At 42.2% G+C, this 24,437-nt stretch carries 20 protein-coding genes; 12 read left to right on the forward strand and 8 right to left on the reverse strand.

Annotated features, from left to right (window positions below):
* Positions 1-110: 110 nt before the first annotated feature.
* The 5 genes from ACFFGT_RS16790 to ACFFGT_RS16810 all read right to left on the reverse strand — a co-directional run bounded on the left by ACFFGT_RS16790 (position 111) and on the right by ACFFGT_RS16810 (position 7,372).
* The gene (locus ACFFGT_RS16790; protein ID WP_377023679.1) at positions 111-902 is read right to left on the reverse strand and encodes a mechanosensitive ion channel family protein; all 792 of its coding nucleotides are present in this window, start codon (positions 900-902) and stop codon (positions 111-113) included.
* A gap of 363 nt (positions 903-1,265) precedes the next feature.
* A complete protein-coding gene (gene groL / locus ACFFGT_RS16795; protein ID WP_446686298.1) occupies positions 1,266-2,897 on the reverse strand; it encodes a chaperonin GroEL in 1,632 nt (543 codons plus the stop codon).
* 149 nt (positions 2,898-3,046) lie between these two features.
* Positions 3,047-3,322: a co-chaperone GroES gene (locus ACFFGT_RS16800; RefSeq protein WP_321555637.1), complete on the reverse strand. Its 276-nt coding sequence runs from the start codon at positions 3,320-3,322 to the stop codon at positions 3,047-3,049.
* Positions 3,323-3,664: 342 nt separating this feature from the next.
* On the reverse strand, positions 3,665-4,273 hold the full coding sequence (locus tag ACFFGT_RS16805) for a hypothetical protein (protein ID WP_377023680.1): 609 nt from the start codon (positions 4,271-4,273) through the stop codon (positions 3,665-3,667).
* A 339-nt stretch (positions 4,274-4,612) separates the two neighbouring features.
* Positions 4,613-7,372 carry a DNA gyrase/topoisomerase IV subunit A gene (locus ACFFGT_RS16810; protein WP_377023681.1) on the reverse strand — a complete coding sequence of 920 codons (2,760 nt, stop codon included), beginning with the start codon at positions 7,370-7,372 and terminating at the stop codon, positions 4,613-4,615.
* Positions 7,373-7,718: 346 nt separating this feature from the next.
* Here ACFFGT_RS16810 and ACFFGT_RS16815 point away from each other — a divergent pair, with 346 nt between their 5' ends.
* The 4 genes from ACFFGT_RS16815 (at position 7,719) to ACFFGT_RS16830 (ending at position 12,178) form a co-directional block, all read left to right on the forward strand.
* Positions 7,719-8,387, forward strand: a complete 669-nt coding sequence (locus tag ACFFGT_RS16815; protein ID WP_377023682.1) for a hypothetical protein — start codon at positions 7,719-7,721, stop codon at positions 8,385-8,387.
* Positions 8,388-8,851: 464 nt separating this feature from the next.
* Positions 8,852-10,750 carry a DNA topoisomerase IV subunit B gene (locus ACFFGT_RS16820; RefSeq protein WP_377023683.1) on the forward strand — a complete coding sequence of 633 codons (1,899 nt, stop codon included), beginning with the start codon at positions 8,852-8,854 and terminating at the stop codon, positions 10,748-10,750.
* 277 nt (positions 10,751-11,027) lie between these two features.
* Complete coding sequence (locus tag ACFFGT_RS16825; protein ID WP_377023684.1) at positions 11,028-11,519, forward strand: cytidine deaminase; 492 nt, start codon at positions 11,028-11,030, stop codon at positions 11,517-11,519.
* Positions 11,519-12,178 carry a GDSL-type esterase/lipase family protein gene (locus ACFFGT_RS16830; protein ID WP_377023685.1) on the forward strand — a complete coding sequence of 220 codons (660 nt, stop codon included), beginning with the start codon at positions 11,519-11,521 and terminating at the stop codon, positions 12,176-12,178. The genes ACFFGT_RS16825 and ACFFGT_RS16830 overlap by 1 nt, the downstream gene beginning before the upstream one ends.
* A gap of 69 nt (positions 12,179-12,247) precedes the next feature.
* On the opposite strand, the gene ACFFGT_RS16835 is transcribed toward ACFFGT_RS16830, so the two are convergent.
* Entirely contained in the window at positions 12,248-12,676 is a 429-nt protein-coding gene (locus ACFFGT_RS16835; RefSeq protein ID WP_377023686.1) for a nuclear transport factor 2 family protein, read from the reverse strand.
* 173 nt (positions 12,677-12,849) lie between these two features.
* On the opposite strand from ACFFGT_RS16835, the gene ACFFGT_RS16840 reads away from it, so the two are divergent.
* The 6 genes from ACFFGT_RS16840 (at position 12,850) to ACFFGT_RS16865 (ending at position 18,375) form a co-directional block, all read left to right on the forward strand.
* Complete coding sequence (locus ACFFGT_RS16840) at positions 12,850-13,362, forward strand: YdeI/OmpD-associated family protein (protein ID WP_377023687.1); 513 nt, start codon at positions 12,850-12,852, stop codon at positions 13,360-13,362.
* A 137-nt stretch (positions 13,363-13,499) separates the two neighbouring features.
* Positions 13,500-13,835: a winged helix-turn-helix domain-containing protein gene (locus tag ACFFGT_RS16845; RefSeq protein WP_377023688.1), complete on the forward strand. Its 336-nt coding sequence runs from the start codon at positions 13,500-13,502 to the stop codon at positions 13,833-13,835.
* 116 nt (positions 13,836-13,951) lie between these two features.
* A complete protein-coding gene (locus ACFFGT_RS16850) occupies positions 13,952-15,958 on the forward strand; it encodes a TonB-dependent receptor plug domain-containing protein (RefSeq protein ID WP_377023689.1) in 2,007 nt (668 codons plus the stop codon).
* Positions 15,959-16,095: 137 nt separating this feature from the next.
* Complete coding sequence (locus tag ACFFGT_RS16855) at positions 16,096-17,238, forward strand: cytochrome-c peroxidase (RefSeq protein ID WP_377023690.1); 1,143 nt, start codon at positions 16,096-16,098, stop codon at positions 17,236-17,238.
* Positions 17,239-17,249: 11 nt separating this feature from the next.
* Positions 17,250-17,744: a molybdopterin-dependent oxidoreductase gene (locus tag ACFFGT_RS16860; RefSeq protein WP_377023691.1), complete on the forward strand. Its 495-nt coding sequence runs from the start codon at positions 17,250-17,252 to the stop codon at positions 17,742-17,744.
* A gap of 181 nt (positions 17,745-17,925) precedes the next feature.
* A complete protein-coding gene (locus ACFFGT_RS16865; RefSeq protein WP_377023692.1) occupies positions 17,926-18,375 on the forward strand; it encodes a hypothetical protein in 450 nt (149 codons plus the stop codon).
* 111 nt (positions 18,376-18,486) lie between these two features.
* On the opposite strand, the gene ACFFGT_RS16870 is transcribed toward ACFFGT_RS16865, so the two are convergent.
* Positions 18,487-18,789 carry a DUF4286 family protein gene (locus ACFFGT_RS16870; protein ID WP_377023693.1) on the reverse strand — a complete coding sequence of 101 codons (303 nt, stop codon included), beginning with the start codon at positions 18,787-18,789 and terminating at the stop codon, positions 18,487-18,489.
* A 136-nt stretch (positions 18,790-18,925) separates the two neighbouring features.
* Positions 18,926-20,734, reverse strand: a complete 1,809-nt coding sequence (locus tag ACFFGT_RS16875; protein ID WP_377023694.1) for a tetratricopeptide repeat protein — start codon at positions 20,732-20,734, stop codon at positions 18,926-18,928.
* A 184-nt stretch (positions 20,735-20,918) separates the two neighbouring features.
* Between ACFFGT_RS16875 and ACFFGT_RS16880 the strand changes: the two genes are divergently transcribed.
* Complete coding sequence (locus tag ACFFGT_RS16880) at positions 20,919-22,781, forward strand: S9 family peptidase (protein WP_377023695.1); 1,863 nt, start codon at positions 20,919-20,921, stop codon at positions 22,779-22,781.
* Between the two features lie 6 nt (positions 22,782-22,787).
* Positions 22,788-24,434 carry a sensor histidine kinase gene (locus tag ACFFGT_RS16885; protein ID WP_377023696.1) on the forward strand — a complete coding sequence of 549 codons (1,647 nt, stop codon included), beginning with the start codon at positions 22,788-22,790 and terminating at the stop codon, positions 24,432-24,434.
* Positions 24,435-24,437 lie beyond the last annotated feature (3 nt).

Genomic DNA, 24,437 nt, shown 5'->3' on the forward strand with positions numbered 1-24,437 from the left:
AGTCGGGGATTGCTTCGTGCCTCGCAATGACGCTTCTATATTTTTGAGCAGTTGATAAGAAAATGCTTCTATTTTTTCTTGTCTCTTGAGTCTTGATTTCTTGACTCTGGTTAAAATCCTGGTTTAGGGAAGTTAATACCGCCTGCTGCAAGCTCTTTGAGCATCTGTTCCTGCAAGTTTATCTTGGCATTAAGGAAATTGGCAGGGTCAACCCAAACGTTAATGGTAAACCTTACGCAATCGTTATCCAGGCTGATAACACCTACCCGTGCAGCCGGGTCATGCAGGATATCATTACTGGCATTTACTACGCCGGTCATGATGGCCTTTGCCTTCTCCATATCATTGTTATAACCCACACGCATTTCAAAATCAAGACGGCGCCTGCCTTCGCGGGTTATGTTTACAATAACCTCGTTAAACAGCTTACCATTAGGGATAATTACGGTTTTATTATCGGCAGTAATAAGCACGGTGTAAAACATTTGTATGGATACCACCCGGCCATCCTGCCCCTGGGCTACAATGCTGTCTTCAAGCTCAAAAGGTTTTAATAACAGGATCAACACGCCACCGGCAAAGTTTTGAAACGTACCCGACAGTGCTAAACCTGCCGCTACCGAAAAGGCACCGATAATAGTGGTAAAAATGCTCATCTCCAGCCCTATAATGTTCATTACCCAAATAATGAGTAAAACATACAGTGCTGTAATGGTTAAGCTCAGAAAAAATGGTTGAAGTGATGAGTGAATGCCGCGCTTCATCATACGCATGCGAAGCCTTGCACGCAAAAACTTAATAAACCATAAACCAATAAAAAATATGATTAGTCCACCTACATATTTGGGGCCGCGGTTAATAACCCAATGGTGGAACTCAGTGTAAAATTCGTCCAGTTTCATAACTGGGCGCAAAGTTAATAATTATCTATTAACTGTACAGGGACACGAAGAGCTCGGGCCCTTTAAATAACACCCACTCAACCAGGGTGCTTTGTATTTGTTTAGTTTTTTGAGATAGACGTTTCATGACCTGCATTATTCAAATCCTGTGCCTGATTAGTGCTGTATCAGAATTGTTATGCAAAACTACAGATTAACATATGCCTTAAACTCAAAAATTAATCAAATGATTAACAAATGACTGTTGATTTACCTTAGCATGACTATAACAGCCTCTTTTAAAGCACAAAACCCTGTATGCAAAAGCATACAGGGTTTTGAATAGTATATATTTTGGTACACCCGTTTCCAGATGCGGAGGTATTACATCATACCGCCCATACCGCCACCCATCGGTGGACCACCAGCCGGAGCATCTTCAGGATCATCAGCCAATACAACTTCTGTTGTTAACAACATAGCTGCAATTGAAGCCGCGTTTTCTAAAGCTACACGACCTACTTTAGTTGGGTCGATAACACCTGCAGCAATCAGGTTTTCGTATTTATCGGTACGTGCATTGTAACCAAAGTCGGCAGTGCCTTCTTTAACTTTTTGCACAACGATTGAACCTTCAATACCTGCGTTTTCGCAGATCTGACGTAAAGGCTCTTCGATAGCACGACGGATAATCTGGATACCAGTGTTTTCGTCTTCGTTATCACCTTTAAGGTCGGCTAAAGCAGCAACCGCACGGATGAAAGCAACACCACCACCAGCTACGATACCTTCTTCAACAGCGGCACGTGTAGCGTGTAATGCATCATCAACACGGTCTTTCTTTTCTTTCATTTCAACTTCGGTAGCAGCACCTACGTAAAGTACAGCAACACCGCCAGATAATTTGGCTAAACGCTCTTGTAATTTTTCGCGGTCATAATCAGAAGTTGTTGATTCGATCTGTGATTTGATCTGGCTTACGCGGCCTTTGATCTCATCTGCAGAACCAGCACCGTTGATGATAGTAGTATTATCTTTGTCGATAACGATCTTTTCAGCAGTACCTAAGTAGCTAAGATCAGCGTTCTCTAATTTGTAACCTCTTTCTTCAGAGATCAAAGTACCACCTGTAAGGATAGCGATATCCTCTAACATAGCTTTACGACGATCACCAAAGCCAGGAGCTTTAACAGCAGCAACTTTCAGTGAACCACGGATTTTGTTAACTACTAATGTAGCTAAAGCTTCGCCGTCAAGGTCTTCAGCAATGATCAATAATGGTTTGCCTGTTTGTACTTGTTTTTCAAGGATCGGAAGCAATTCTTTCATCGAAGAGATCTTCTTGTCGTAGATCAGGATGAAAGGATTTTCTAACTCAACTTCCATTTTATCAGCATTGGTTACAAAGTAAGGAGAAAGGTAACCACGGTCAAACTGCATACCTTCTACAGTTTTAACTTCAGTTTCAGTACCTTTTGCTTCTTCAACTGTGATTACACCGTCTTTACCAACTTTAGCCATTGCTTCAGCAATTAACGAACCGATAACCTCGTCGTTATTTGCAGAGATAGAAGCAACTTGTTTGATTTTGTTATTGTCTTCGCCAACAGTTTGTGATTGAGCTTTTAAGTTCTCAACAACAACTATTACAGCTTTGTCAATACCGCGTTTCAAATCCATTGGGTTTGCACCGGCTGCTACGTTTTTAATACCTGCGGTTACGATAGCCTGAGCTAAAACGGTAGCAGTAGTAGTACCATCACCTGCAATATCGGCAGTTTTTGAAGCTACTTCTTTAACCATTTGTGCACCCATGTTTTCAAGGGCGTCTTTTAATTCAATTTCTTTAGCTACAGTAACACCATCTTTAGTGATAGCTGGTGAGCCAAATTTTTTATCGATAATTACGTTACGGCCTTTAGGACCTAAGGTTACTTTAACTGCGTTAGCAAGGATATCAACACCGCGTTTTAAGGCGTCGCGTGCTTCAACATTGTATTTAACTTGTTTTGCCATGATTTTTAATTATTGAATTATTGAATTAGCGAATGAGTGATTTGATTTTCGCATCCAATAATCTATTTTTTGAATTTTTGTTGGTTTTGAACTGGCGGCTTTGAACAGAAAAATTCAAAATTCAATAATCCGCTAATTCACTAATTAATTTACAGTACTGCGTAAATGTCAGTTTCACGCATGATCAGATACTCTTTACCTTCGTAAGTGATTTCAGTACCGGCGTATTTACCATATAATACCTCGTCACCAACTTTTACGGTTAAAGGCTCATCAACTTTCCCTTGTCCTACAGCAACGATAGTTCCACGCTGAGGTTTTTCTTTAGCAGTATCCGGAATAATGATACCTGAAGCAGTCTTCTCTTCGGCAGGTGCGGCTTGTACCACAACCCTGTCACCGATCGGTTTAATGTTTAATGACATAGTTATAACTGTTTATTTTATTTAAGTTTTCAGCCCAATATGCAACATCAATTATGCCAAGTGGGCATTATGCCAAGTATTGACAGGCTAAACTGTTTTAATGTCAGCAAAAGGTTATTTGCCTTTGGCGACTTAACAATTTTTTAACCCGATGGTGTCAGGATGTCAGTATGACTTAAGGATGACGAAAAGGAGAAGTGAGGGATAGCGGTAATATTACCAGCTAATTAAAAAACCAAGAGGCGTCATTGCGAGGCACGAAGCAATCCCCGATTTGCAGAGGGGCTCTGTATAGTTTGCGATTGCTTCGTGCCTCGCAATGACGCTTTTTTTATTGTCAGATCAAGCCGTCTTCCTCACCGCAGCTAACTTCTTCAACTCATCCTTAGCCTTAGCAAACCACACCCTATTGCTTTTACGTTCAACAGGGCTCAGGTGTGCCTGTTCATTGAGCATATCGGTGAAAATTTGCCAGGCATCCTCATCGCGGCCGGCGCGGGTAAGGAAAAGGCCGTATTCATAACGGGGCTCAAAGTACGAGTAGCGGCCCTTCATTAATTTAAATTCATTTTCGGCCTGCTCTGTCTGGTAAGTAAACTCAAGCGATTTGGCATACAGGATATGCGCTTTTGAGCGGGCGAACTGGGGCAGCTTATACAGTTTTTTGGCAATAGGGACAACCTCGTTATACTGGCCTTTTTGAAAATAAGCCACAATTAATTGTGCCATTACATGCTCATTTTCGGCAAAGGCGCCGGTAAGGCTGTTTTTATATATTTCGATGGCTTTATCAGTAAGACCGGCTTCAAGATAAGCATCTGCCAATTTTACACGGTTGGCAAAGGTATCCGTAAATCGCACTTCGTCTTCAAGTCGTTTAATTTTGGCCCCGGGGTTTATTACGGCCTCAACATTTATTTTAGGCGCACGGATACCACGGTTGGCGATCATTTCGCTGTAGATATAATATAGGCTGCCCGCTATTGGTAATATAAAAATTATCCAAAGCCATTTTTGCTGCGTACCACGCCTTATAGAATGTATCGCACAAATCGCATCTAAAATAAAGACAAGATAATAATAATTGCCGCCGCCGAAGTACATGCCTGTTGATGATATAAGATTTAGTAATAGCCAAAAATAATGAAAATACAGCTGTAAACAATGCAGCTTACAGCCATAAAATATTTTTTTGCTAATACATTGAGTATGGGGTAGTGCAGTACTAATATTTTGACTAAAGCTGTTAAATAAAAAAAGCCACCGGTCATTATTGCCGGTGGCTTTATATTAAAACAGGTCTAACTGCCCTTTGTCGTCAATATCGATATCATCGGGATTAGTGATCTCAAAATCTATTTTTTTAGGTGGGGATTTCACCGATTGGTCGGGTGATTCCGTTGATTTTGATGATGGTTCCACTGGCCCCTCTTCCTTAGATTTTGCAGGTTGATCTTCATTAATTTCTGAAGTATCTTCTTCAACCCCATCAGTCTCTTTGGTTTCTGTCTCCTCAGCAGTTTCTGTTGCCCCTGCACCGTCACTGATTAACTCAACCGATTTTATCGGATGCTGTGAAAGGCGGTTGCCCATGGCTTTCATACCTTTAACATCAATTACCTCTGCAAGGTTAAGTTCAATAGTTTCGGGTGTTTGATCCTTACCTTTAAGCTGTACTACATTAACCACGGGGGCTGTCTGTGACATCAATACCAGTTTTGAACCCGGCTCATCACTAATGATGCTTACCTGTTTGCCGAGCGCTATGTTTTCAAACATAAAGCGCTTAACCATATAGTTTTTCGATTTACCGTCAATGTGGATAACCGAATAAACTTTATTTGCATTGTACTTCTCAATCAGGATCATCTTATCATCAAAGTGATTGTTAAGATCAAAACTGGTGAGCTCATAAATGCCATTGCTCAAAACGTTCAGGATGCGGTCGTCGCCATCAAATTCGCCAAGGTATTTACCCCTGCCATCCGCATTAAGGCGTTTTAAAATATCATCATACCAAATTTTACGACCGGCCAAAGTTGATACACCCTTGCTTTTCAGCATGATTTTTTTAACCGGGTATTTGGTAATGATATTTCCCATTGAACCGCGGCCTTTAATAGCTATAGATGCAAAATCCTCATCAAACTGCAGTTTTTTAAGTTTGGAGTGAGGTTTAAGCTGCACGTTCACCACCTCGGCTTCGCCGTTAGGATTGGCGGTAAAGTACAATACTTTTGAGCCCTTGGTGCCTTTGGTAAGGTCATATTCCTTATCGCGGGTTACGCCTACTACCGAGAAACGCTTGATATAACTGATGCCGCTTTCGCCATCTTTATATATCATATTATAAACAGTGCGCTCATCATTCTTTTTAAACACGGCAACGTGGATGATGTCTTTACCCACAAAAACCTTATCCTGCACTTTGGTGATCATGCAGCGCCCGTCTCCACGGAAAACGATGATCTCGTCAATATCCGAGCAATCGCCAACATATTCAACCGAGTCATCTTTCTTTAAACCTGAACCAATAAAGCCGTCGGCCCTGTTAACATAAAGCTTAATATTGGCCAATGCTACCTGCGCGGCTTCAACCTTATCGAAGGTGCGCAGTTCGGTTTTCCGCTCCCTGTCCTTTCCGTATTTATCCTTTAGTTTTTCGAACCAGGCAATGGTGTATTCGGTAAGATGTTTCAGGTGGTGTTTAACCTGTTTTATCTCGTTTTCGAGCGTTTTCATCTGCTCATCCGCTTTTTTAACATCAAAGCGGGTGATGCTGCTCATTGGTTTATCTATCAGTTTTTTATAATCCTCGGGCAGGATGGTGCGGTAAAACTGCGGGAAGAAAGGCTCGAACAAGCGGTTCAACACTTCAAGTACTACCTCAAAATTGCCTGAATTTTCGTATTCAGGGTTTTTATACATCCCCTCCTGTATGAAAATTTTAAGCAGCGAGCTGAAGAAGATCTTCTCCATCAAATCCTTCAGTTTGATCTCCAGTTCCTGCTTGAGCAGTTCTTTGGTGAAAAACGTGCTTTCGGTAAGCATATCGTTCACGCTCATAAAGCGCGGCTTATCATCCTGTATTACACAGGTGTTTGGCGATATAGATACCTCGCAATCGGTAAAAGCGTAAAGCGCGTCGATAGTTACATCGGGCGAAATACCGGGAGCAAGGTGGATGATGATCTCTACATCCTTAGCGGTATTATCTTCAATTTTTTTGATCTTGATCTTGCCCTTATCGTTGGCCGAGATCACACTATCTATCAAACTACCTGTAGTGGTAGTAAAGGGTATTTCGGTAATGGCAAGCGTTTTTTTATCTCGTTCAATAATTTTAGCCCGCACCCGCACTTTACCACCCCGCTGGCCTTCGTTGTATAACGAGGCATCTGCCATGCCTCCTGTCGGAAAATCCGGAAGCAGGTTAGGGCGCTCGCCTTTTAATACCGCGATAGATGCATGGATCAATTCAATAAAATTGTGCGGCAATATTTTGGTAGCCAAACCTACCGCAATACCTTCGGCGCCCTGCGCAAGCAGCAAAGGAAACTTTACCGGCAGGGTAATAGGCTCTTTATTACGACCGTCATAGCTGGCCTGCCAAATAGTGGTATCGGCATTGAAAACAACATCGAGCGCAAATTTTGACAAGCGCGCTTCAATATAACGCGGTGCTGCTGCCGAGTCGCCGGTTACCGGATCGCCCCAGTTGCCCTGGCAATCAATCAGCAGGTTTTTTTGGCCTATCTGTACCATGGCATCGCCAATGGAAGCATCACCATGCGGGTGATATTTCATGGTATTACCGATAACGTTGGCGGCCTTGTTAAATCGCCCATCGTCCATTTCCTTCAACGAGTGCAGGATGCGGCGTTGCACCGGTTTTAAACCATCATTAATATGCGGAACAGCCCGGTCAAGAATTACATATGAGGCATAATCAAGAAACCAGTTTTCATATAACCCATCGAGTGAGGTAACATTATGTAGTTTTTCTTCATTAGGGTTTGGTGTATCGTTTTGATGCAGATCTTCACTCATTATTCAATAAAAACTTTTGGATTGGTAAAGATACGGATTATGTGTTGATGTGAAGATGATGTAAACCACATTTTAATGCCCGGCTAATTTGAATGTATATCAAATTTGTTACGTTTGTATTGATTTTAGCAGGCAACAATTGTAAATTGGCAGCGTAAAAAAAATCATTAATACAACAAATAAATAATTGATATAACCGTTAAAGCATCACGGTTAATTTGATAGGTGAGCGGGTGTTGATTAATTAATTGTTATATATTTACCTATGGTGCTTTAACCAGGGATTTTTTCCTTGCGTGTCCCTTAAATGAAAACTATTTTGAAGCTAAACCGGCCCTTATTACTTATGGCTTTATCATTGTTGTGTTTTGCAAAAAGCATGGCGCAGATAAAACCCCGGCCGTTATATGCCCAAAACAACAAAAAGCACACCACTGCAAAAACTAAACCGGGCTATCCAAAATCCAAATCAACAACAGCTACAGATCAGTTTAAAGAGTTTACCAAGCTTGTAGCTCAGGCCAATGTAATTTACACGCAACCTAAAGGTTTTAAAGAGATCCTGGCCCCCAATGATGAGGACTTTTCATTTGACTATGCGCTGGAATTGCCCGGGCAGGATTTTGAAGTATGGTTCCAGGTGAAATCCCAGAAACAAAACTATACCAGCTATGAGCAGGGGCAATATGATATAGACCGGGAAACGGAAAACCCCGACTCTATATATATTAACATGAGCAAGGCCCACGCCACGGCTTTTACCGGCGAGCGGGAAAACGCGATCCGGATTATACCGGCAAATGTTTTAAAACGTTACAAAGCCGACGCAGGCAAATCATACCTGCTAAACCTGCTCGATTTGCCTGCCACCAAGCATTACAAATATGCGCTGCTTATTGCCCTGCAACGCAACCATACAGGCACCATTATGGCTGTTTGTTTTACCAACGATAAAGGCCCCGAGTTTTTTAAAAATGTGGACAGGGCAAGTAATTGCTTGAAATTTAAGCCGTAGGCACGTTGGTATATAAGGGTAAAAGTCCCCCTCTCTTGAGAGGCTACTGTGTGTACACATTTTGGGGATCTTAACAATCAATAAAACAAATTGTCATTTCGACGAACCAGTTGGGGAATTGAGGGTTGGAGGTGAGGAGAAACTATCTCTTGAGCGATAGCGAAAAATCTTGTACGCCCTGTTTCAAACATAGTAAATAATGCATATCGTATAAGATTTCTCACCCTTGCCCCCCCTCTATTTTCCACCTCCAAGGGTTCGAAATGACATTTTCTTTTATTTAGAAAGATGTGTACACACAGTAGCCTCTCAAGAGGGGAATCGCACAGCCCGCCCTTTTTATAAGAGTTCCCAATCTCCAAATGTTAATAAGTTGACATTTGATCTCCGTTAATTCAAGCCGGAAATTTTATTTTTGCAATTAGGCGTATTTTGCGCTATTTTAAATTTTCTACTTTATATACATGGCAGAACCAGTTAATTATAGTGAAGATAGTATCCGCTCCCTCGATTGGAAGGAGCACATCCGTTTACGCCCCGGTATGTATATTGGCAAGCTGGGCGATGGCTCTGCTTATGACGACGGTGTTTACGTGTTGCTTAAGGAAATTGTGGATAACTCGATAGATGAGTTTGTGATGGGATCGGGCCGTACCATTGAGGTTAACATGAGCGATCATAAAGTATCAGTACGTGATTATGGCCGCGGCATCCCTTTGGGTAAAGTGATTGATTGCGTATCTAAAATAAATACAGGCGGTAAATACGATAGCAAGGCGTTTCAAAAATCGGTAGGTTTAAATGGTGTGGGTACCAAGGCGGTTAACGCACTTTCCAACTCATTTATCGTACAATCATACCGCGACGGCCGCACCAAACTGGCCGAATTTGCTAAAGGTGAGCTCATTCGTGATGAAAGCGAAAAAGACACCACCCAGCGCAATGGCACTGCTATCAATTTTGTACCCGATGATACCATTTTCAGGCATTACCGGTTTATTCCGGAATTTGTTGAAAGCATGATCTGGAACTATGTGTTCCTGAACGCGGGCCTTACCATCAACTTCAATAACCAAAAGTATTTTTCAGAACGCGGCCTTTACGACCTGCTCACCCGCAATACCGATGCTGAAACCTTACGCTATCCGATTATCCACCTTAAGGGTGAGGATATTGAAATAGCGATGACCCACGGCCAGCAATACGGCGAAGAATATTATTCGTTTGTTAACGGTCAAAATACTACGCAGGGTGGTACGCACCAGGCAGCTTTTCGTGAGGCGGTGGTGAAAACTGTGCGTGAGTTTTACAAAAAAGAATATGATGCATCCGACATCAGGGCTTCAATAGTAGCAGCTATTGCCATAAAAGTTCAGGAACCGGTGTTTGAGTCACAAACCAAAACCAAGCTGGGCTCACAAAATATTGGCCCGGATGGCCCTTCAGTACGTGGCTTTATCAACGACTTTGTTAAAAAGGAGCTTGATAACTACCTGCATAAAAACCAGGCCGCTGCTGATGCCTTACTAAAACGGATCCTGCAGTCGGAACGCGAGCGCAAGGATATCGCCGGCATTAAAAAACTGGCTAACGAACGCGCTAAAAAAGCATCGCTGCATAACCGCAAGCTACGCGATTGTAAATTACACTTTGACGATACACACGAACGCAAACAGGATACTACCCTATTCATCACCGAAGGTGACTCGGCCAGTGGTTCCATCACCAAATCGCGCGATGTGATGACCCAGGCTGTATTTAGCTTAAAAGGTAAACCGCTTAACTGCTATGGGCTTACCAAAAAAGTGGTTTACGAAAACGAAGAGTTTAACCTGCTGCAGCACGCCCTGAATATTGAAGATGGCCTGGATGCACTGCGTTATAACAATATCGTGATTGCTACCGATGCCGATGTGGACGGGATGCACATCCGCCTGCTGCTCATGACCTTCTTTTTGCAGTTTTTCCCCGACCTGGTTAAAGCCGGTCACGTTTCTATCCTGCAAACGCCATTGTTCAGGGTGCGTAATAAAAAAGAAACCATTTATTGCTACAGCGATGAAGAACGCCGCAACGCCATAGCCAAACTGGGCAACAAACCCGAAATCACCCGGTTTAAAGGTTTAGGTGAGATCTCGCCTGATGAATTTGGTTTGTTTATTGGTAAAGACATGCGCCTTGACCCGGTAATATTAAGGGATGCCAATATCAAAGCGCTGCTTGAATATTTCATGGGTAAAAATACGCCAACCCGCCAAATGCACATTGTAAACAACCTGCGGGTTGAAAAGGATGATGAAACCATCAATCCAACAATTGCAGAAAAAGCTGAAACGGAAGTAGAATTGCCGGTAGCAGTATAATTAACCTTGATTTGCCTGATTAGAGGATTTCCTTGAGTTGCCTGATTAGAGGATTTCCTTGAGTTGCTTAGCATATGAGGAGACTTTAATCAGGCAATTTTATATCATGATATCATGGCAATCAAATAATCCTAAAAATCAAGGTTAATAGCATTCGGGGAAGCTTTAATCAGGCAATTTTATCATAGAAATCAAATAATCCTAAAAATCAGGGTTCTTTTATTAAAATAATCCTTATCTTGTTTCCCCCGATTTTTTTAACAAGGGTTGATAACATATGATAAGTCACGAAATTAAAATAGCCTTTGATGAATACGAATCATTGGCCGATCTCCATAAAGCCGACCGCCAGCTGTGCCTTGAAGCTCAGAAGGCATTAAAAAATTCACATTCTCCATATTCAAAATTCCGTGTTGGGGCAGCACTTCGTTTGCAAAGCGGTAAAATTATTTATGGTAGTAACCAGGAAAATGTGGCATACCCATCAGGTTTGTGTGCCGAGCGTGTAGCACTGTTTAACTGGGGCGCCAACCATCCCGATGATCCTATTGAGGCCATGGCTGTAACCGCCCATTCTGATGATTTTCCTATTGTAAAGCCGATTACTTCATGCGGATCATGCCTGCAGGTATTAGCCGAATGCGAAAAGCAGCAAAATCAATCGATAAAAATTATATTGCACGCCGAAGATGGCCCGATATGGATCATCAAAGGCATTGAAAACCAATTGCCGTTTTTATTTTTTGAAGAACGTATAGCTACCCCGTAATGAAACTAAAACTTTTTTTACTCTTCATCGGCCTTGCATTCAGCGCCGGTGTATCGGCTCAGCAAGGTTTCCCGTTTGATAACGAGATCAGGGCCTTTAAACACCAGGATAGCCTGAGTTTTCCCAAACCCGGTGGTATTTTGTTTATCGGCAGCTCATCAATCCGTAAATGGACTGATCTTGAACAACGCTACGCCGGTAAGCCAATCATCAGGCGGGGAGTAGGCGGCTGTGAGCTGTGGCAGATAGCAGATTATTACACACCTTATATCCTGTTCCCTTACAAACCGCGCAAAATTTTTATTTATGCAGGCGAAAATGATATAGCGGCCGGTAAATCGGCCCAGACTGTCGCCGCCTCATTTGCAAAGCTTTGGGAACTGATCCATCAAAAATTACCAAACGCCGAGGTTTATTTTATGTCGATAAAGCCGAGCCCGGTACGTGCTAAATACTATGATGTTGTTTATGCTGCCAATGAGCTGGTGAAAAGTTACCTGAAGGGAAAGCCGAAAAGCTATTATGTTGACCTGGTTCCGTCTATTTATAAACCAGGCACTACCCTACCCGATTCAAGTTTGTTCAATAACGATTACCTGCACCTTAACAGCAAAGGTTATGACCGATGGCAAAAAGTGCTCGATCCGCTGGTGAAGTAAAAATAAAAAAGGCCCCGCACCAACGGGGCCTTTACCTACTTACATATTAAACACTAAACTAAAACTTGCTTATTTAAAAACGCTGTACACGTTTGTGATTTTCCAACCGCTGCCGGTGTTGGTAACGGTTACATAGTTGCTGCGGGTAAAGTTGCTGTATTTCATATCAACTTTTACTACAGCCAGGTCATTATTGCTTTCAACAATCGAAGTGCTGGTAATGCAATCCTGCTCGGTATTTCTGTTGGCTTTTAATAAATCAACTACTTCAGTTTTGCTAAAACTTAATACTTTAGTGCCGCGCAGCATGCTGAATTTTGCCGATTGATCTACCACTTCGCTAAAGCCTTGTATTTTACCACGGGTCATGGCATCTATATAAGTGTTGATTGCGTAGTTTTTGGTTAAGTTATCGCCATCTATTTTATTTGTTGCTTTTGCTGCGGTGCCTATTACTAATAAAGCTAAGCCAAGCATGATTGATTTTAAAGTTTTCATATTGTTGTTGTTTTTAAGGTTTTTAAATTCTAAATTGTTTTTATACTCATAAGACATCGCTACCATGCGTTACGTTACAGCAAAAACAGCCGAATATGATGATTTAACAAACATTTAACATTTTCGCATATTTTTTAGGAATGATGATAACAATATGCCGTTAAATAATACTTATGGTCGAGTTTAATACCATTATATTACAATTTGCCGAACAGGGCGAAAAAACCGGGTGGACATACATTGAAATCCCTGCCGATGTAGCGCAGGAAATGAAGCCCGGAAATAAAAAATCATTCCGTGTAAAAGGCAAGCTTGATGAATTTGAAGTGCGCGGCATGGCCCTGATGCCCATGGGTGAAGGGAATTTTATCATGGCCCTGCGCCGGGAGATCTGCAAGGCGATCCACAAACATCGCGGTGCCATGCTCCGGGTACGTCTTGAACCCGATAATGATTTCAAATACATAATCCCCGATGATTTACTGGAATGCTTTGAATACGAACCCGAAGGCGGCGAGTTTTTCCAAAGCCTTGCCGAAAGCCATCGCGGTTATTTTATTAAATGGATTGAGAGCGCTAAAACTGAAGTTACCCGCACCAACCGCATAGCGCAAACGGTTAACGCCATGGTGCGCCGTATGGACTACGGACAAATGCTGCGGGCTCAAAAAAAAGCAAGGGAGTAATAGGTGTAATGCACTAACATTAATAAATTTGACGGTTAAATAGCGGAGCCAGTTAATCAATTAGATAATATTGAAAATCAATCTATTCGCTTTAGGCTTTGTGCATTCCGCTTTTAGCTTTTATATAATAATTATTGATGGAAATCCCTTCATTTAAACTCAACGGCCGCATCTGGATAGAGATCGATGATGAAAAACTGCTTGGTCACGGCCGGGTTGAGTTGCTCGAACGGATCCATGCTTCAGGTTCCATCAGGCAGGCTGCCCTGCAAATGAAAATGTCATATAAACAGGCCTGGGATTTGGTTAACCATATGAACAATGGCTTTAAACATCCCCTGGTAATTTCAAAAAGGGGAGGAAAAGGTGGCGGAGTGGCTTTGCTCACACCTTTTGGGCAGGAAATTATTGCTCAGTTTAAGGATTTGCAACAAAAATTCTTTCAATTTTTAGAAGAAAGCAGAAAAAAATAAAAGCCTCACTACACTTTTTGCTAAAAAATTAAAAACCAGCATCTGAATAGAATGATTTGTCAAATCCATTCTGCATTTTTGCGTTATATTTTTAAAAACATAACGTTAATCACAATATGAAAAAACAACTACCTGTTTTACCACTTCTTTTTGTTGCTTTAATAATGTTTCTCCACAGTAAAACTATGGGACAAACTACAGATACAGGCAAACGTGTTTTTAATCTTGGCCAGGTAAATATTATCGGCATAAAAGATAGCGTAAGATCAAGTAAACTAACCGCCCAAACACTTAGCCTGTATAATCGGTACGATGTTTCACACGCACTTAACCTGTTGCCTGGTGTTACGCTTACCGCTGTAGGACCAAGGAACGAGTCGGCTATTAATGTTCGTGGTTTTGATATCAGGCAGGTACCAGTTTATTTGGATGGCGTACCGCTTTACGTACCTTATGATGGCTACGTTGACCTTGCCCGGTACAATACCTTTAATTTATCGGAGATCATTGTATCCAAAGGATATTCATCTGTACTGTTTGGCCCCAATGCCGAAGGTGGCGCTATCAACCTTATCAGCCGTAAACCTGCTAAGCCGTTTGAATTAAATGCTGTTGCCGGTTACCTGAGTGGCGGTTACAGGCTTAATACCAATGTCGGCGGCACTTTTAACAAATTTTACTACCAGGTATCGGCATCTCAATTAAAACGTGATTATTTTCCCTTATCATCAAAATTTATACCTGTTAAAAATGAAGACGGCGGTCACCGGGATAATTCATATAGTAACGATGTTGACCTGAGCGGTAAAATTGGTTTCACCCCAACGGCATCGCAGGAATATGCTGTAGGTTACACCTATCACCACGGCACCAAAGGCACACCTGTTTACGCCGGCGATGATACCCAAAACTCTTTGTTTAAAAATCCGCGTTACTGGAAATGGCCAAACTGGGATACCCGAGGCCTGTACCTGTTGAGCAACAATAAGCTTAATAGCACCAACGTGATCAAAACCCGCTGGTATTATGATCAGTTTAAAAACGAGATTGACAGCTACGATAATGCGTCATACAATACCATCACCAAGCCTTATGCCTTCAAGAGTATTTATGACGATTACACCCTGGGCGGCAACGTAACATTTGAAAACACCGACCTGAAAAACAACAACTTCAGTGTGGCAGCTCATTTTAAACAGGATGTACACCGCGAACATAATATTGGCGAACCAACCCGCCGCGATGCCGATAACAACTTTTACATCGGTGCCGAAGATACCTACCACATTACATCAGCCTTAAAGATAAATGCCGGTGTAGCTTATAATGACAGGCGCAGTACACAGGCACAGCAATACACCAACAATACCGTTAGCAACCTGCCGGCAAACAGCAATGGGGCCTGGAATGTGCAGGGCTTAATTCAATACGACGTTAATAATGCTAACTCCCTGAGCTTTTCGGTAGCCCGAAAAACCAGGTTTGCCACCATTAAAGACCGCTACTCCTATAAATTTGGCACTGCCATCCCTAATCCCGATCTGAAAGCTGAGGATGCACTTAACTATGACCTGAGCTATCACTCGCTTATTGGCGGCAAGCTTTCATTACAGGCATCTGGTTTTTACAGCAAGATTAATAACAGTATTCAAACGGTGAATAATGTGGCCGTTGACCCGGTTACCAAAACCAACCAGTCTCAGGTGCAAAATGTTGGCCGCGCAGAGTATTATGGTGCCGAGTTTGCAGTTGGCTACCCCATCATTCCACAGTTAAGGGTTGATGCTAACTATACCTTAATAGTGCGTAATAACCTTTCGGCGCCGCAGATCCGTTTTACTGATGTACCAAAAAACAAAGTGTTTGCATCATTACAGTATTCGCCGATTGCCAAATTGTACTTCCTGGCATCTGAAGAGTATAATTCAAAAAGGTACAGCACCAGTTACGGTACGGTGTCGGGCGCTTTTTACTTAACCAATGTAAAAGCACATGTTACATTGGTTAAAGGATTCGCTATTGAAGGAGGTATAAACAATCTTTTCGACAGGAATTATACACTGGTTGAAGGCTACCCGGAAATGGGCAGAAATTACTTTGCCAACGTGATTTTTAACTACTAATTTTAAAGAAGAACTACCGACATCAATAACCCCCACGTCATTGCGAGGAACGAAGCAATCCCCGATTAGCAGAGCCGCTCTGTATTGTTCGCGATTGCTTCGTTCCTCGCAATGACGGTTTGATATTAATTTATCACATGAGTAAATTATTCCAGGCACTACATAAGATGTCACTTCCCCCAAGTGGGGCTAAAGTTTGGCTCATACTATGTCTTTTGCTTGTTGTTGCCTGTTTAACAGCTTACACTGGCACGGGGCCTTCTGTCCCTATGGGCGATTATGTATTTAACTACCCTGCCAATTTTGGCAACCGGATCAATGTACCTGCCAATAACCCCACTACGCAGCAGGGTGTTTATTTAGGCCGCCTGCTTTTTTATGAGCCTAAATTATCCGCAACCAATACCATATCATGCGGCAGCTGCCATCAGCAGTCAAAAGCCTTTACCGACGGCAGGGCTTTAAGTATAGGCGTTAACAACGGGTTGGCAACCCGCAATTCCATGTCGCTGGCCAATTTATTGTGGACCCGTAAATTCTTTTGGGATGGCCGGGCTGCAAGTTTGGAAGAGCAGGCCGCGTTCCCGCTAACTAATCCGCATGAAATGGGGCAGTCTATCCAGGTGTCGGTACAAAAGCTGAGCAATACCAAACTATATCCGGGTTTGTTTAAAATTGTTTACGGCGATAACATAATAACCGGTGAACGGATAGTAAAAGCAATAGCACAATTTGAGCGGACACTGATCTCAGCAAATTCCCATTATGACCAATACCTGCGTAATGCTTATCAGCCTACAGCCGATGAACTGAAGGGGATGGAGCTTTTTAATCGCGGCCCCGATCCGGAAAAAGGGATCCGCGGTGCTAATTGCACCCATTGCCATGGCGGGCCTAAAACTTACCTGGAGCTTTTTCATAACAACGGTCTCGATAGTATCTCAAAAGATGAAGGTCTGTTCGCTTTCACCGGTTTGATTACCGACAGGGGGCGCTTTAAAGTGCCAACCCTGCGTAACATAGCTTTAACTGCACCATATATGCACGACGGCCGTTTTAAAACCCTTGATGAAGTTGTTGACCATTACAGCGAACATATTAAGCAATCGGTATCACTGAGCGCTTTTTTACAGGGAGAATCAAACGAAGCGGGAGGTAAATCATTAAAGTTACTGCCCAAAGAAAAAAAACAGCTGATAGCCTTTCTGAATATGCTTACCGATTCTACCTTTATAACCGATAAGCGCTTCGCAGATCCGCATCAATCAACAAAAAATTAAACATCATATCCATGAAAAAATATACCATTATACTACTGTTGCTTGTAGCCTGCTTTACAACCCGGGCCCAAACCACAACAAAAGAAGCTGTAGTAAAAGTAACAGGTGAGGTAACCACCCCGCTTACCATTAGCAGTGCCGACCTGCAGCAATACAAACAAACAACGGTTACCCGTAAAGACCGCGACGGAAAAGATCATACCTATTCGGGCGTGATCGTATCAGAGATCCTGGCAAAAGCAGGCGTTACTTTGGGGCCTGAATTGCGCGGTGAAAACCTGGCCAAATACCTTTTGGTAGAAGCCAGCGACGGCTACCAGGTGCTTTTCGCCCTCGCCGAACTGGATAAAGCTTTTACCGACCGTGCTATCATTCTCGCTGATAAAATTGATGGCCAGCCCTTAGCCCCGGCCGATGGCCCTTTCCGTATCATTGTTCAGGATGAGAAAAAGCCCGCGCGTTGTATAAAGCAGGTAACTGCAATGAAAATTATGTTCGCAAAGTAAGAATAGGTAGGTTATATTTAATTTGAAATATTATCTTAGAAGCTGTTTAAAGACGTCATTGCGAGGAACGAAGCAATCCCCGATTAGCAGGTCCGCCCTGTATCGTTCGCGATTGCTTCGTTCCTCGCAATGACGATTTTTTATCACATCGTTTAAATAATCTAATTAATTTAAACCTTTCATGATTCCATACAGCGAGGCCATAGAACAGTCCATAGAAGAAAAAACTAAAATATACACCATCAACTCCATCAGGATTGCAACATTTTTATGCGGGCCGCTGGCTGCCGGTTATTTGGTATCACAAAACTATAAAGCTTTTGATCAGCGGGAAAAGGTAACTATAACATGGATAATTTCTGCTGGTGCTTTGATTGCAATTGTGGTGTTGGCTGCTTTCACCTCAAGTATTGAGCGGTTCCCCAAGGTTGTATTTCCGTTAGCTTATGCCTGGGGTACTTTTTTGCTGGTACAAAAGTTCCAGGGCGAACAAATGAGAGAGCATTTTGCAGCCGGTGGTAAAACTTTTACCATATGGCGTGCATTACTCGCCGGGTTGATTTGTTTAGTGGTAACCCTGGCGGTCATATTTGTTATTCTTTTAATGATACCAGGAGCTCTTGAAGAATAAAACGTTGCAGCGCCAGAGGCGCTAAAGGTTTGTAGAAAATGAAATAAAAAGATTTTTTTAGTGTGCCAGAGGTACACAACTTCGACGCCCTGTATCGCTGGCACAATTAATTTACTCTACCTCTTCCATCAGGGTGTTAAACATTACAAACTTTTCGTTAAATTTTTCCTGGTGGGTAGCCTGAAATTTGTGCAGGTGGTTCATGTAAAACTGCTGAAAGTGGTCAATACTATCGGCATTGTATTGAATGCAGTAGGTAACCCCTTCGTTAGGTGAATCAATAACAGTTAAAATGCGGTACGAGCTGAAAAACCCGGTAGCCATTATAGCCGGGATATGGATGGTTTTGATATAGCTAAGCCATTCTTCATGAATGCTTTCGTCAATTATTATGGTATCGTTGTATACAATCATGTTGTAAAATTAATTATTTAAGTTGATTGAGTGAGTAGTTGATTAGGAGAGTGGTTGTTTCGTGGGTAGTTAGTTTTCAACCACTCACTTAATCAACCTAATCAACCATTCTCCTACCACCAACCATTCACCAAACCTAAGACGCATCCGTTTTATCGCCCCTTAACAATCTGAAACGTTTGCGGGCTTCGTTGATCCAGAGACTTCCGGGGTAATCGGTTATGATTTTCTGGTAATAGTTTTTGGCGGTGGCTTTATCGTTCAGCCTGTTTTCATAAATATCGCCCAACATAAATACGGCGTCATCGGCCCACAGGTCGGCAGGGTGTTCTTCAAGTATCTTCTTTAATAAAGGCACTGCACCGGCATAATCCTTCTGCTGAATGAGGATGCGTGATTTGGCCATCATGATATCATCTTCCAGGCTATTGTTAGGGAACTTTGTGCCAATGCTGTCAAGTATCATTACTGCTTTGCCGGGGTTTTGCGCAAAGATCTGCAAATCGGCCCGGGCATATATTTTAAGCGCAGCTCCGCTGCTATCGGCAGCAAGGTTATCCTGAATCAGTAATAACAAATTAAGCGCATCGTTTGCAATCAATTGCGATGTGGCAACTTTCAGCACATCCAATTGCCCTTTTGCCCAGGTAAAATCGCCTGTATAATAAGCCATTTTCGCATTTCTGAATATGGCATCCTGCCCGATGGATGTAGCCGGAAAATCCTTTTCAACCTGGCTGTAAAGTAGTGTGGCTTCCCATGGCTGGTTGTTAAGCAGGTAAATATCACCTAAATCAAGCTTGCAATCGGCCAGCAGGGTAGGTCTGATATCGCTGATCCTGGTAGCATCTTCCAGCAGTTTTTGGGCATCTTTTAGTTTGTGCAGCTTGAAAGCCTGCAGGTTGGCCAGCTTTTGCATAGCGAAGGCAGTGCTGCTGTTACGGCCAAACTCGGTAAGCAGGTCGTTATAATCTTTTTCAAGCCCAAGCAAATCTTCGGGCAGGTATTTGCCCCAGGTTACTTTAAGGTTTTTGGTATTGATAAGCTCAATTTTTGAAGGGATATACAATGGCGTTGTTTTCCCTTTACTGATGATATACTCATACCCGCGGATAGCTTCGTCATATGCTTCGTTACCAATAAAGGTACGGCACAGGTCATAAATGCTGTTACCATCATCATTTTGCCTGCGGCTCAGGGCCAGTGCCTGGTTAAGGGCAAGGTCAAACTCTTTTTGCTGCAGATATTGCCAGGTAAGCAGATCGGCATAAATGGTTTGCTGCGGATCTTTTTGAATCCGCTTCAGTAAAGCTGTTTTAAGCATATCATAATCGGGGGCACCCTCATACACACTTGAAAAAGCATTTTCAGCCTGATTTATAAAGTTGGGATTTTGCGGCAAAAAGTTCAGGTACTCCTCGGTAAGCGATATTTTATCGCGCTTAAAACGATAAAGGTTAATCAGCTCATAAGTAAAAACATTATCGTTTTTAAGCAGCTTTCGCCCCTGCTGAAAAATTTTGATGGCATAATCGATATTAGCACTCTGGTAAAACTGCGATGCAAGGGCCGATATTTCGCCCTGATCGGCAGGAAGGCTTTTAATCAGGTCGTCATAAATAGCATCAGCCTTGGTCATATTGCCCTCCTGCGTATAAATGTTGCCCAGCATTATAGCATACTGGTGGTCATCAGTATGGCGGCGGATCAGCTTTTTGGTGATACTTTCGGCCTCGTCAAATTTCTTCAGGTTAAGCAGTGTATTTACGTATACGCTGTAATAATTCTCGTTGTTTTGCTTGTATAATTTTTGGTAAATTTCGAGTGCTTTTTGTGGTTCGCCATTGGCGCTGTATTGCTTGGCCAACAGCAGTTCATTGTCCTGCGCAAGCACCCCGGTACTAAAGCAAAAAACAAAAATAATAACGATATATAAAGCCCTCATCTGTTCAAAAATAATCAATTAATAGTATTGCTTAAACGGGTTTGCTGTATTATTTATATAACGGCATATCAGGGTAAAATTATAGTGACATCTTGATAACATCGAACTTATTTATCTAATTTGACTCCATTAATAAAATAGGGTAATTGTAACCATGCTTAGCCGGGTCAGATTTTTTCTTATTGTGAGTTGCATCATAGCTTTCTTTTCCTGCAACAGGAATAAAGTAAGGCAAATACCTATTATTGACTTTTTTAAAACACCCGAAAGGAGTCTTTACCGGATTTCGCCCGATGGTAAATATGTATCATATCTTAAGCCATTTAAGGATAAACAGAACATTTTTATACAATCATTAGCTGATGGTAAGGAGCGGATGGTCACCCGGTTTGAAGATTACTCTATCAGGGGCGACTATTTCTGGACTTTTAATAATCAGCTTGTTTTTTCGCAGGACCTTATAGCTACCGATTCGGTTAAGATGTATGCTTTTGATGTAGCTACCGACAAAAGCCGAACTATATTATCGCTCGGTAATGTAAGGATAGGTTTAGTTAACCGTAACCGGCAGCAGCCCGATATCATCACTATTAAAACTAACGAGCGCGATCCTGGTAATTTTGACGTTTACCGTCTTAATGTAAAAACAGGCGAAATGAAGATCTACCTCCCCAACCCGGGTAATATTACCGAGTGGTTTGCAGATGCGGATGGCCGGATCAGGCTGGAAAGGGCATCAGACGGGGTTAATGAAACCATTTTATTTCGCCCTGATGAGGATAAGCCTTTTAAACCCATTATCGAAAATAACTTCAAAAATACAGTAAGGCCAATTGCTTTTACCGGTGTTAAAAATTATTTCTACGCGCTTTCAAACGTTAACCGTGATAAGATGGCCCTGGTGGAGATCAATGCTGAAGATGGTAAAGAAGAGCGAACAATTTTTAGCTGTAACAAAGCAGATATTACCGGCTTTGAGTATTCAAAAAACAAGCACCGGATAGAGTTTACCAGTTGGGATGAGGCTACACCCCGCAAGCATTTTCTTGCGCCCGATGTTGAGCAAATGTACCGGGCTATCCAGCAACAGCTTAAGGGAAATGAGATCAGAGTTGTTGATCGTGATAGCTCTGAAAACAAATTCATCCTCAATACTTATACCGACCGCAATCCCGGCTCGTTTTATCTTTTTGAAAAAAGCAGTGGTAAACTAACTAAGCTAAGTGACATTAACCCAAGCCTTGTACCGGCAGAGTTATGCGCCGTGAAACCTATTTCATACCACGCACGCGATGGTTTGCTGATTAATGGATATTTAACGCTGCCCCGTGGTGATAAAAAAGAAAACTATCCTGTAGTAGTTATGCCGCATGATGGCCCATGGAGCCGCGATACCTGGGGGTATGACGACCAGGTACAGTTTTTAGCTAACAGGGGCTATGCTGTTTTCCAGGTTAATTACCGGGGATCAACAGGATATGGTAAAGCTTTTCGCAGTGCGGGATATAAACAGGTAGGCGGCAAAATTCAGGATGATATTACCGATGGGGTACACTGGCTTATTGATACCAAAGTAGCCAACCCTAAAAAGATAGCCATATTTGGCGGCCGTTTTGGCGGCTTTTCGGCGCTTTACGGGGTATCTTTCCACCCCGAACTTTACAATTGTGCTGTTGTACAATATGGGCTCATTAACTTTTTTACCTATATCAAAGATGCCCCGCCATTTGTTAAGCCATATTTAAAAATGACTTACGAAATGGTTGGTAACCCTGAAACAGATGCCGACCAGTTACGGGCAATTTCGCCGGTTTTCCATACCGATAAAATTAAGGTACCTTTAATTATATTTCAGGGTGCTAAAGATCAGCGGGCCAATATCAGTGAGCTTAACCAGTTTGTGCGTGAGCTGCGTAAACGGAACGTTGATGTGAAATATTTTTTAAAACCCAACGAACGCGCCTATTTCAGAAGCGAGCATAACCGGATGGAAATGTACGCCGAAATAGAGAAGTTTCTGGATAAGAATATGCGGGTTAAACCTTAAGCCGACATGGCAGTACAGAAAAACGCTTACCGGCAAAATTTTACGCTGATCACCATATTCCTGGTGTTCATATCCATAACTTTTGTGGTAGCCTTGTTTATATCTTATAACCTTACCGCCAAATACGTTGAAAACGAGTTTGCCTCAAAAAAGATTGAGGTACTTGAGCAAACCATTAAGCCCTATAATGAATTTTTTCAAAATAAGATCCCCGAAATAACCTCTTACCAGGGTTTTCTTGATTCGGCATCGGCAGGTAAATATGCAGCCTCGGTTTTTCATGATTACAGCTTTGTACGCCGGGTTATTTTTTATGATGCCGTTATTGGCGGCACAACGGCTATGACTGTGCGAAAAAACAATTTAAGCATAGCGGCCAGGGCCGTTTATCAGTATTGGCATGTTAACGGCAAGGTTTACGGGGCCGAGCAGCGAAGGACGGTCAATGAGGATGATTTCAGGGAAATGGCCATTAAGTTGAGTAATTATGTGGCTTTTTCGGATACATCGCGCGTATCAAGCCAGGATGAGCTTTTTAAAGCTTTTTGGGACGTAAAGCCCGACAAGATAAGTTATACCAATATCCTGCGCCGCGAAGATGTGCGCATTTATCGCGACCTGCAAATGCTGGGTAACAGCAAAGGAGCATCATACAAACAAAATATGATGACCTTTTACCTCGATCCATACCTGATGAAGGTAAAAAACACCCATCCCGAACTTTACGAAAATGTTTCGATTACGCCGGTTGTTTATGACCCTATCGACAGCGAAGGCGACAAACTGATCACCGAGGTATCATTCCCGGGCGCATTTTCTGACTATAAGCTATTCTTCAGTTCGGCACAGGGCTATTTAACAGCAGAGATTAACCGTCGCTTTATGCCCATCGGCGCCATTGTATTGTTGATGACCCTGTTTTTAATGCTGATTGGCTGGCTCATTTACCGCAACCTGAATGTGAACATGAAGCTTTTTAAGCTTCAGTATGATTTTATCAACAATTTTACCCATGAGTTTAAAACACCGGTAAGTGTAATTAAAATAGCCGGCTCAAATCTCAGAGGCGATGGTGAACTTACCGAAAGGCAGCGTCGTCATTATGGCAAGATTTTGGATGAAGAAGCAGATAAACTGAACGAGCTGATGAACAAGCTGCTGTCATTCACCCAGATTGAAAATAAATCCATTACTTTAAAAGAGGAAGAAATTGATATTGAGGATTTTATTCGCAGGTATATTGAAACCTTTAAAATAAAGTATGGCGATTTTAATCTTAAATTTAAAATCAATGGGGTTGAAACTTTTTATACCGATCCGATATTATTAGGGAGTGTTTTCCAGAACCTGATTGAAAACGCCTACAAGTACTCGCACCCTCAGCAAAAGGAGCTGTTTATCAATATCTCGCAGGAAAAACGCAATATTGTGTTTTCATTTGCTGATAAGGGCATAGGGATACCTAAAAATGAACTGAATAATGTTTTTAAAAAGTTTTACAGGATAGAGAACCAATACAATCAAAACGGAAGCGTTGGCCTGGGTTTGGCATTTTGTAAAGAACTGGTTAATTTTATGAACGGTGATATAACTGTTTATAGCAAGGTTAACGAGGGCTCGGAATTTATAGTTACGCTTCCATACGAAAATTAAGAT

The sequence above is a fragment of the Mucilaginibacter angelicae genome (genome assembly GCF_042434235.1).
Lineage (GTDB): Bacteria > Bacteroidota > Bacteroidia > Sphingobacteriales > Sphingobacteriaceae > Mucilaginibacter > Mucilaginibacter angelicae.

Coding starts and splice junctions, on each gene's coding strand:
- ACFFGT_RS16790 (WP_377023679.1), bottom strand. CDS start 902: ATGAAACTGGACGAATTTTACACTGAGTTCCACCATTGGGTTATTAAC.
- groL (WP_446686298.1), bottom strand. CDS start 2,897: ATGGCAAAACAAGTTAAATACAATGTTGAAGCACGCGACGCCTTAAAA.
- ACFFGT_RS16800 (WP_321555637.1), bottom strand. CDS start 3,322: ATGTCATTAAACATTAAACCGATCGGTGACAGGGTTGTGGTACAAGCC.
- ACFFGT_RS16805 (WP_377023680.1), bottom strand. CDS start 4,273: ATGATCGCCAACCGTGGTATCCGTGCGCCTAAAATAAATGTTGAGGCC.
- ACFFGT_RS16810 (WP_377023681.1), bottom strand. CDS start 7,372: ATGAGTGAAGATCTGCATCAAAACGATACACCAAACCCTAATGAAGAA.
- ACFFGT_RS16815 (WP_377023682.1), top strand. CDS start 7,719: ATGGCTTTATCATTGTTGTGTTTTGCAAAAAGCATGGCGCAGATAAAA.
- ACFFGT_RS16820 (WP_377023683.1), top strand. CDS start 8,852: ATGGCAGAACCAGTTAATTATAGTGAAGATAGTATCCGCTCCCTCGAT.
- ACFFGT_RS16825 (WP_377023684.1), top strand. CDS start 11,028: ATGATAAGTCACGAAATTAAAATAGCCTTTGATGAATACGAATCATTG.
- ACFFGT_RS16830 (WP_377023685.1), top strand. CDS start 11,519: ATGAAACTAAAACTTTTTTTACTCTTCATCGGCCTTGCATTCAGCGCC.
- ACFFGT_RS16835 (WP_377023686.1), bottom strand. CDS start 12,676: ATGAAAACTTTAAAATCAATCATGCTTGGCTTAGCTTTATTAGTAATA.
- ACFFGT_RS16840 (WP_377023687.1), top strand. CDS start 12,850: ATGGTCGAGTTTAATACCATTATATTACAATTTGCCGAACAGGGCGAA.
- ACFFGT_RS16845 (WP_377023688.1), top strand. CDS start 13,500: ATGGAAATCCCTTCATTTAAACTCAACGGCCGCATCTGGATAGAGATC.
- ACFFGT_RS16850 (WP_377023689.1), top strand. CDS start 13,952: ATGAAAAAACAACTACCTGTTTTACCACTTCTTTTTGTTGCTTTAATA.
- ACFFGT_RS16855 (WP_377023690.1), top strand. CDS start 16,096: ATGAGTAAATTATTCCAGGCACTACATAAGATGTCACTTCCCCCAAGT.
- ACFFGT_RS16860 (WP_377023691.1), top strand. CDS start 17,250: ATGAAAAAATATACCATTATACTACTGTTGCTTGTAGCCTGCTTTACA.
- ACFFGT_RS16865 (WP_377023692.1), top strand. CDS start 17,926: ATGATTCCATACAGCGAGGCCATAGAACAGTCCATAGAAGAAAAAACT.
- ACFFGT_RS16870 (WP_377023693.1), bottom strand. CDS start 18,789: ATGATTGTATACAACGATACCATAATAATTGACGAAAGCATTCATGAA.
- ACFFGT_RS16875 (WP_377023694.1), bottom strand. CDS start 20,734: ATGAGGGCTTTATATATCGTTATTATTTTTGTTTTTTGCTTTAGTACC.
- ACFFGT_RS16885 (WP_377023696.1), top strand. CDS start 22,788: ATGGCAGTACAGAAAAACGCTTACCGGCAAAATTTTACGCTGATCACC.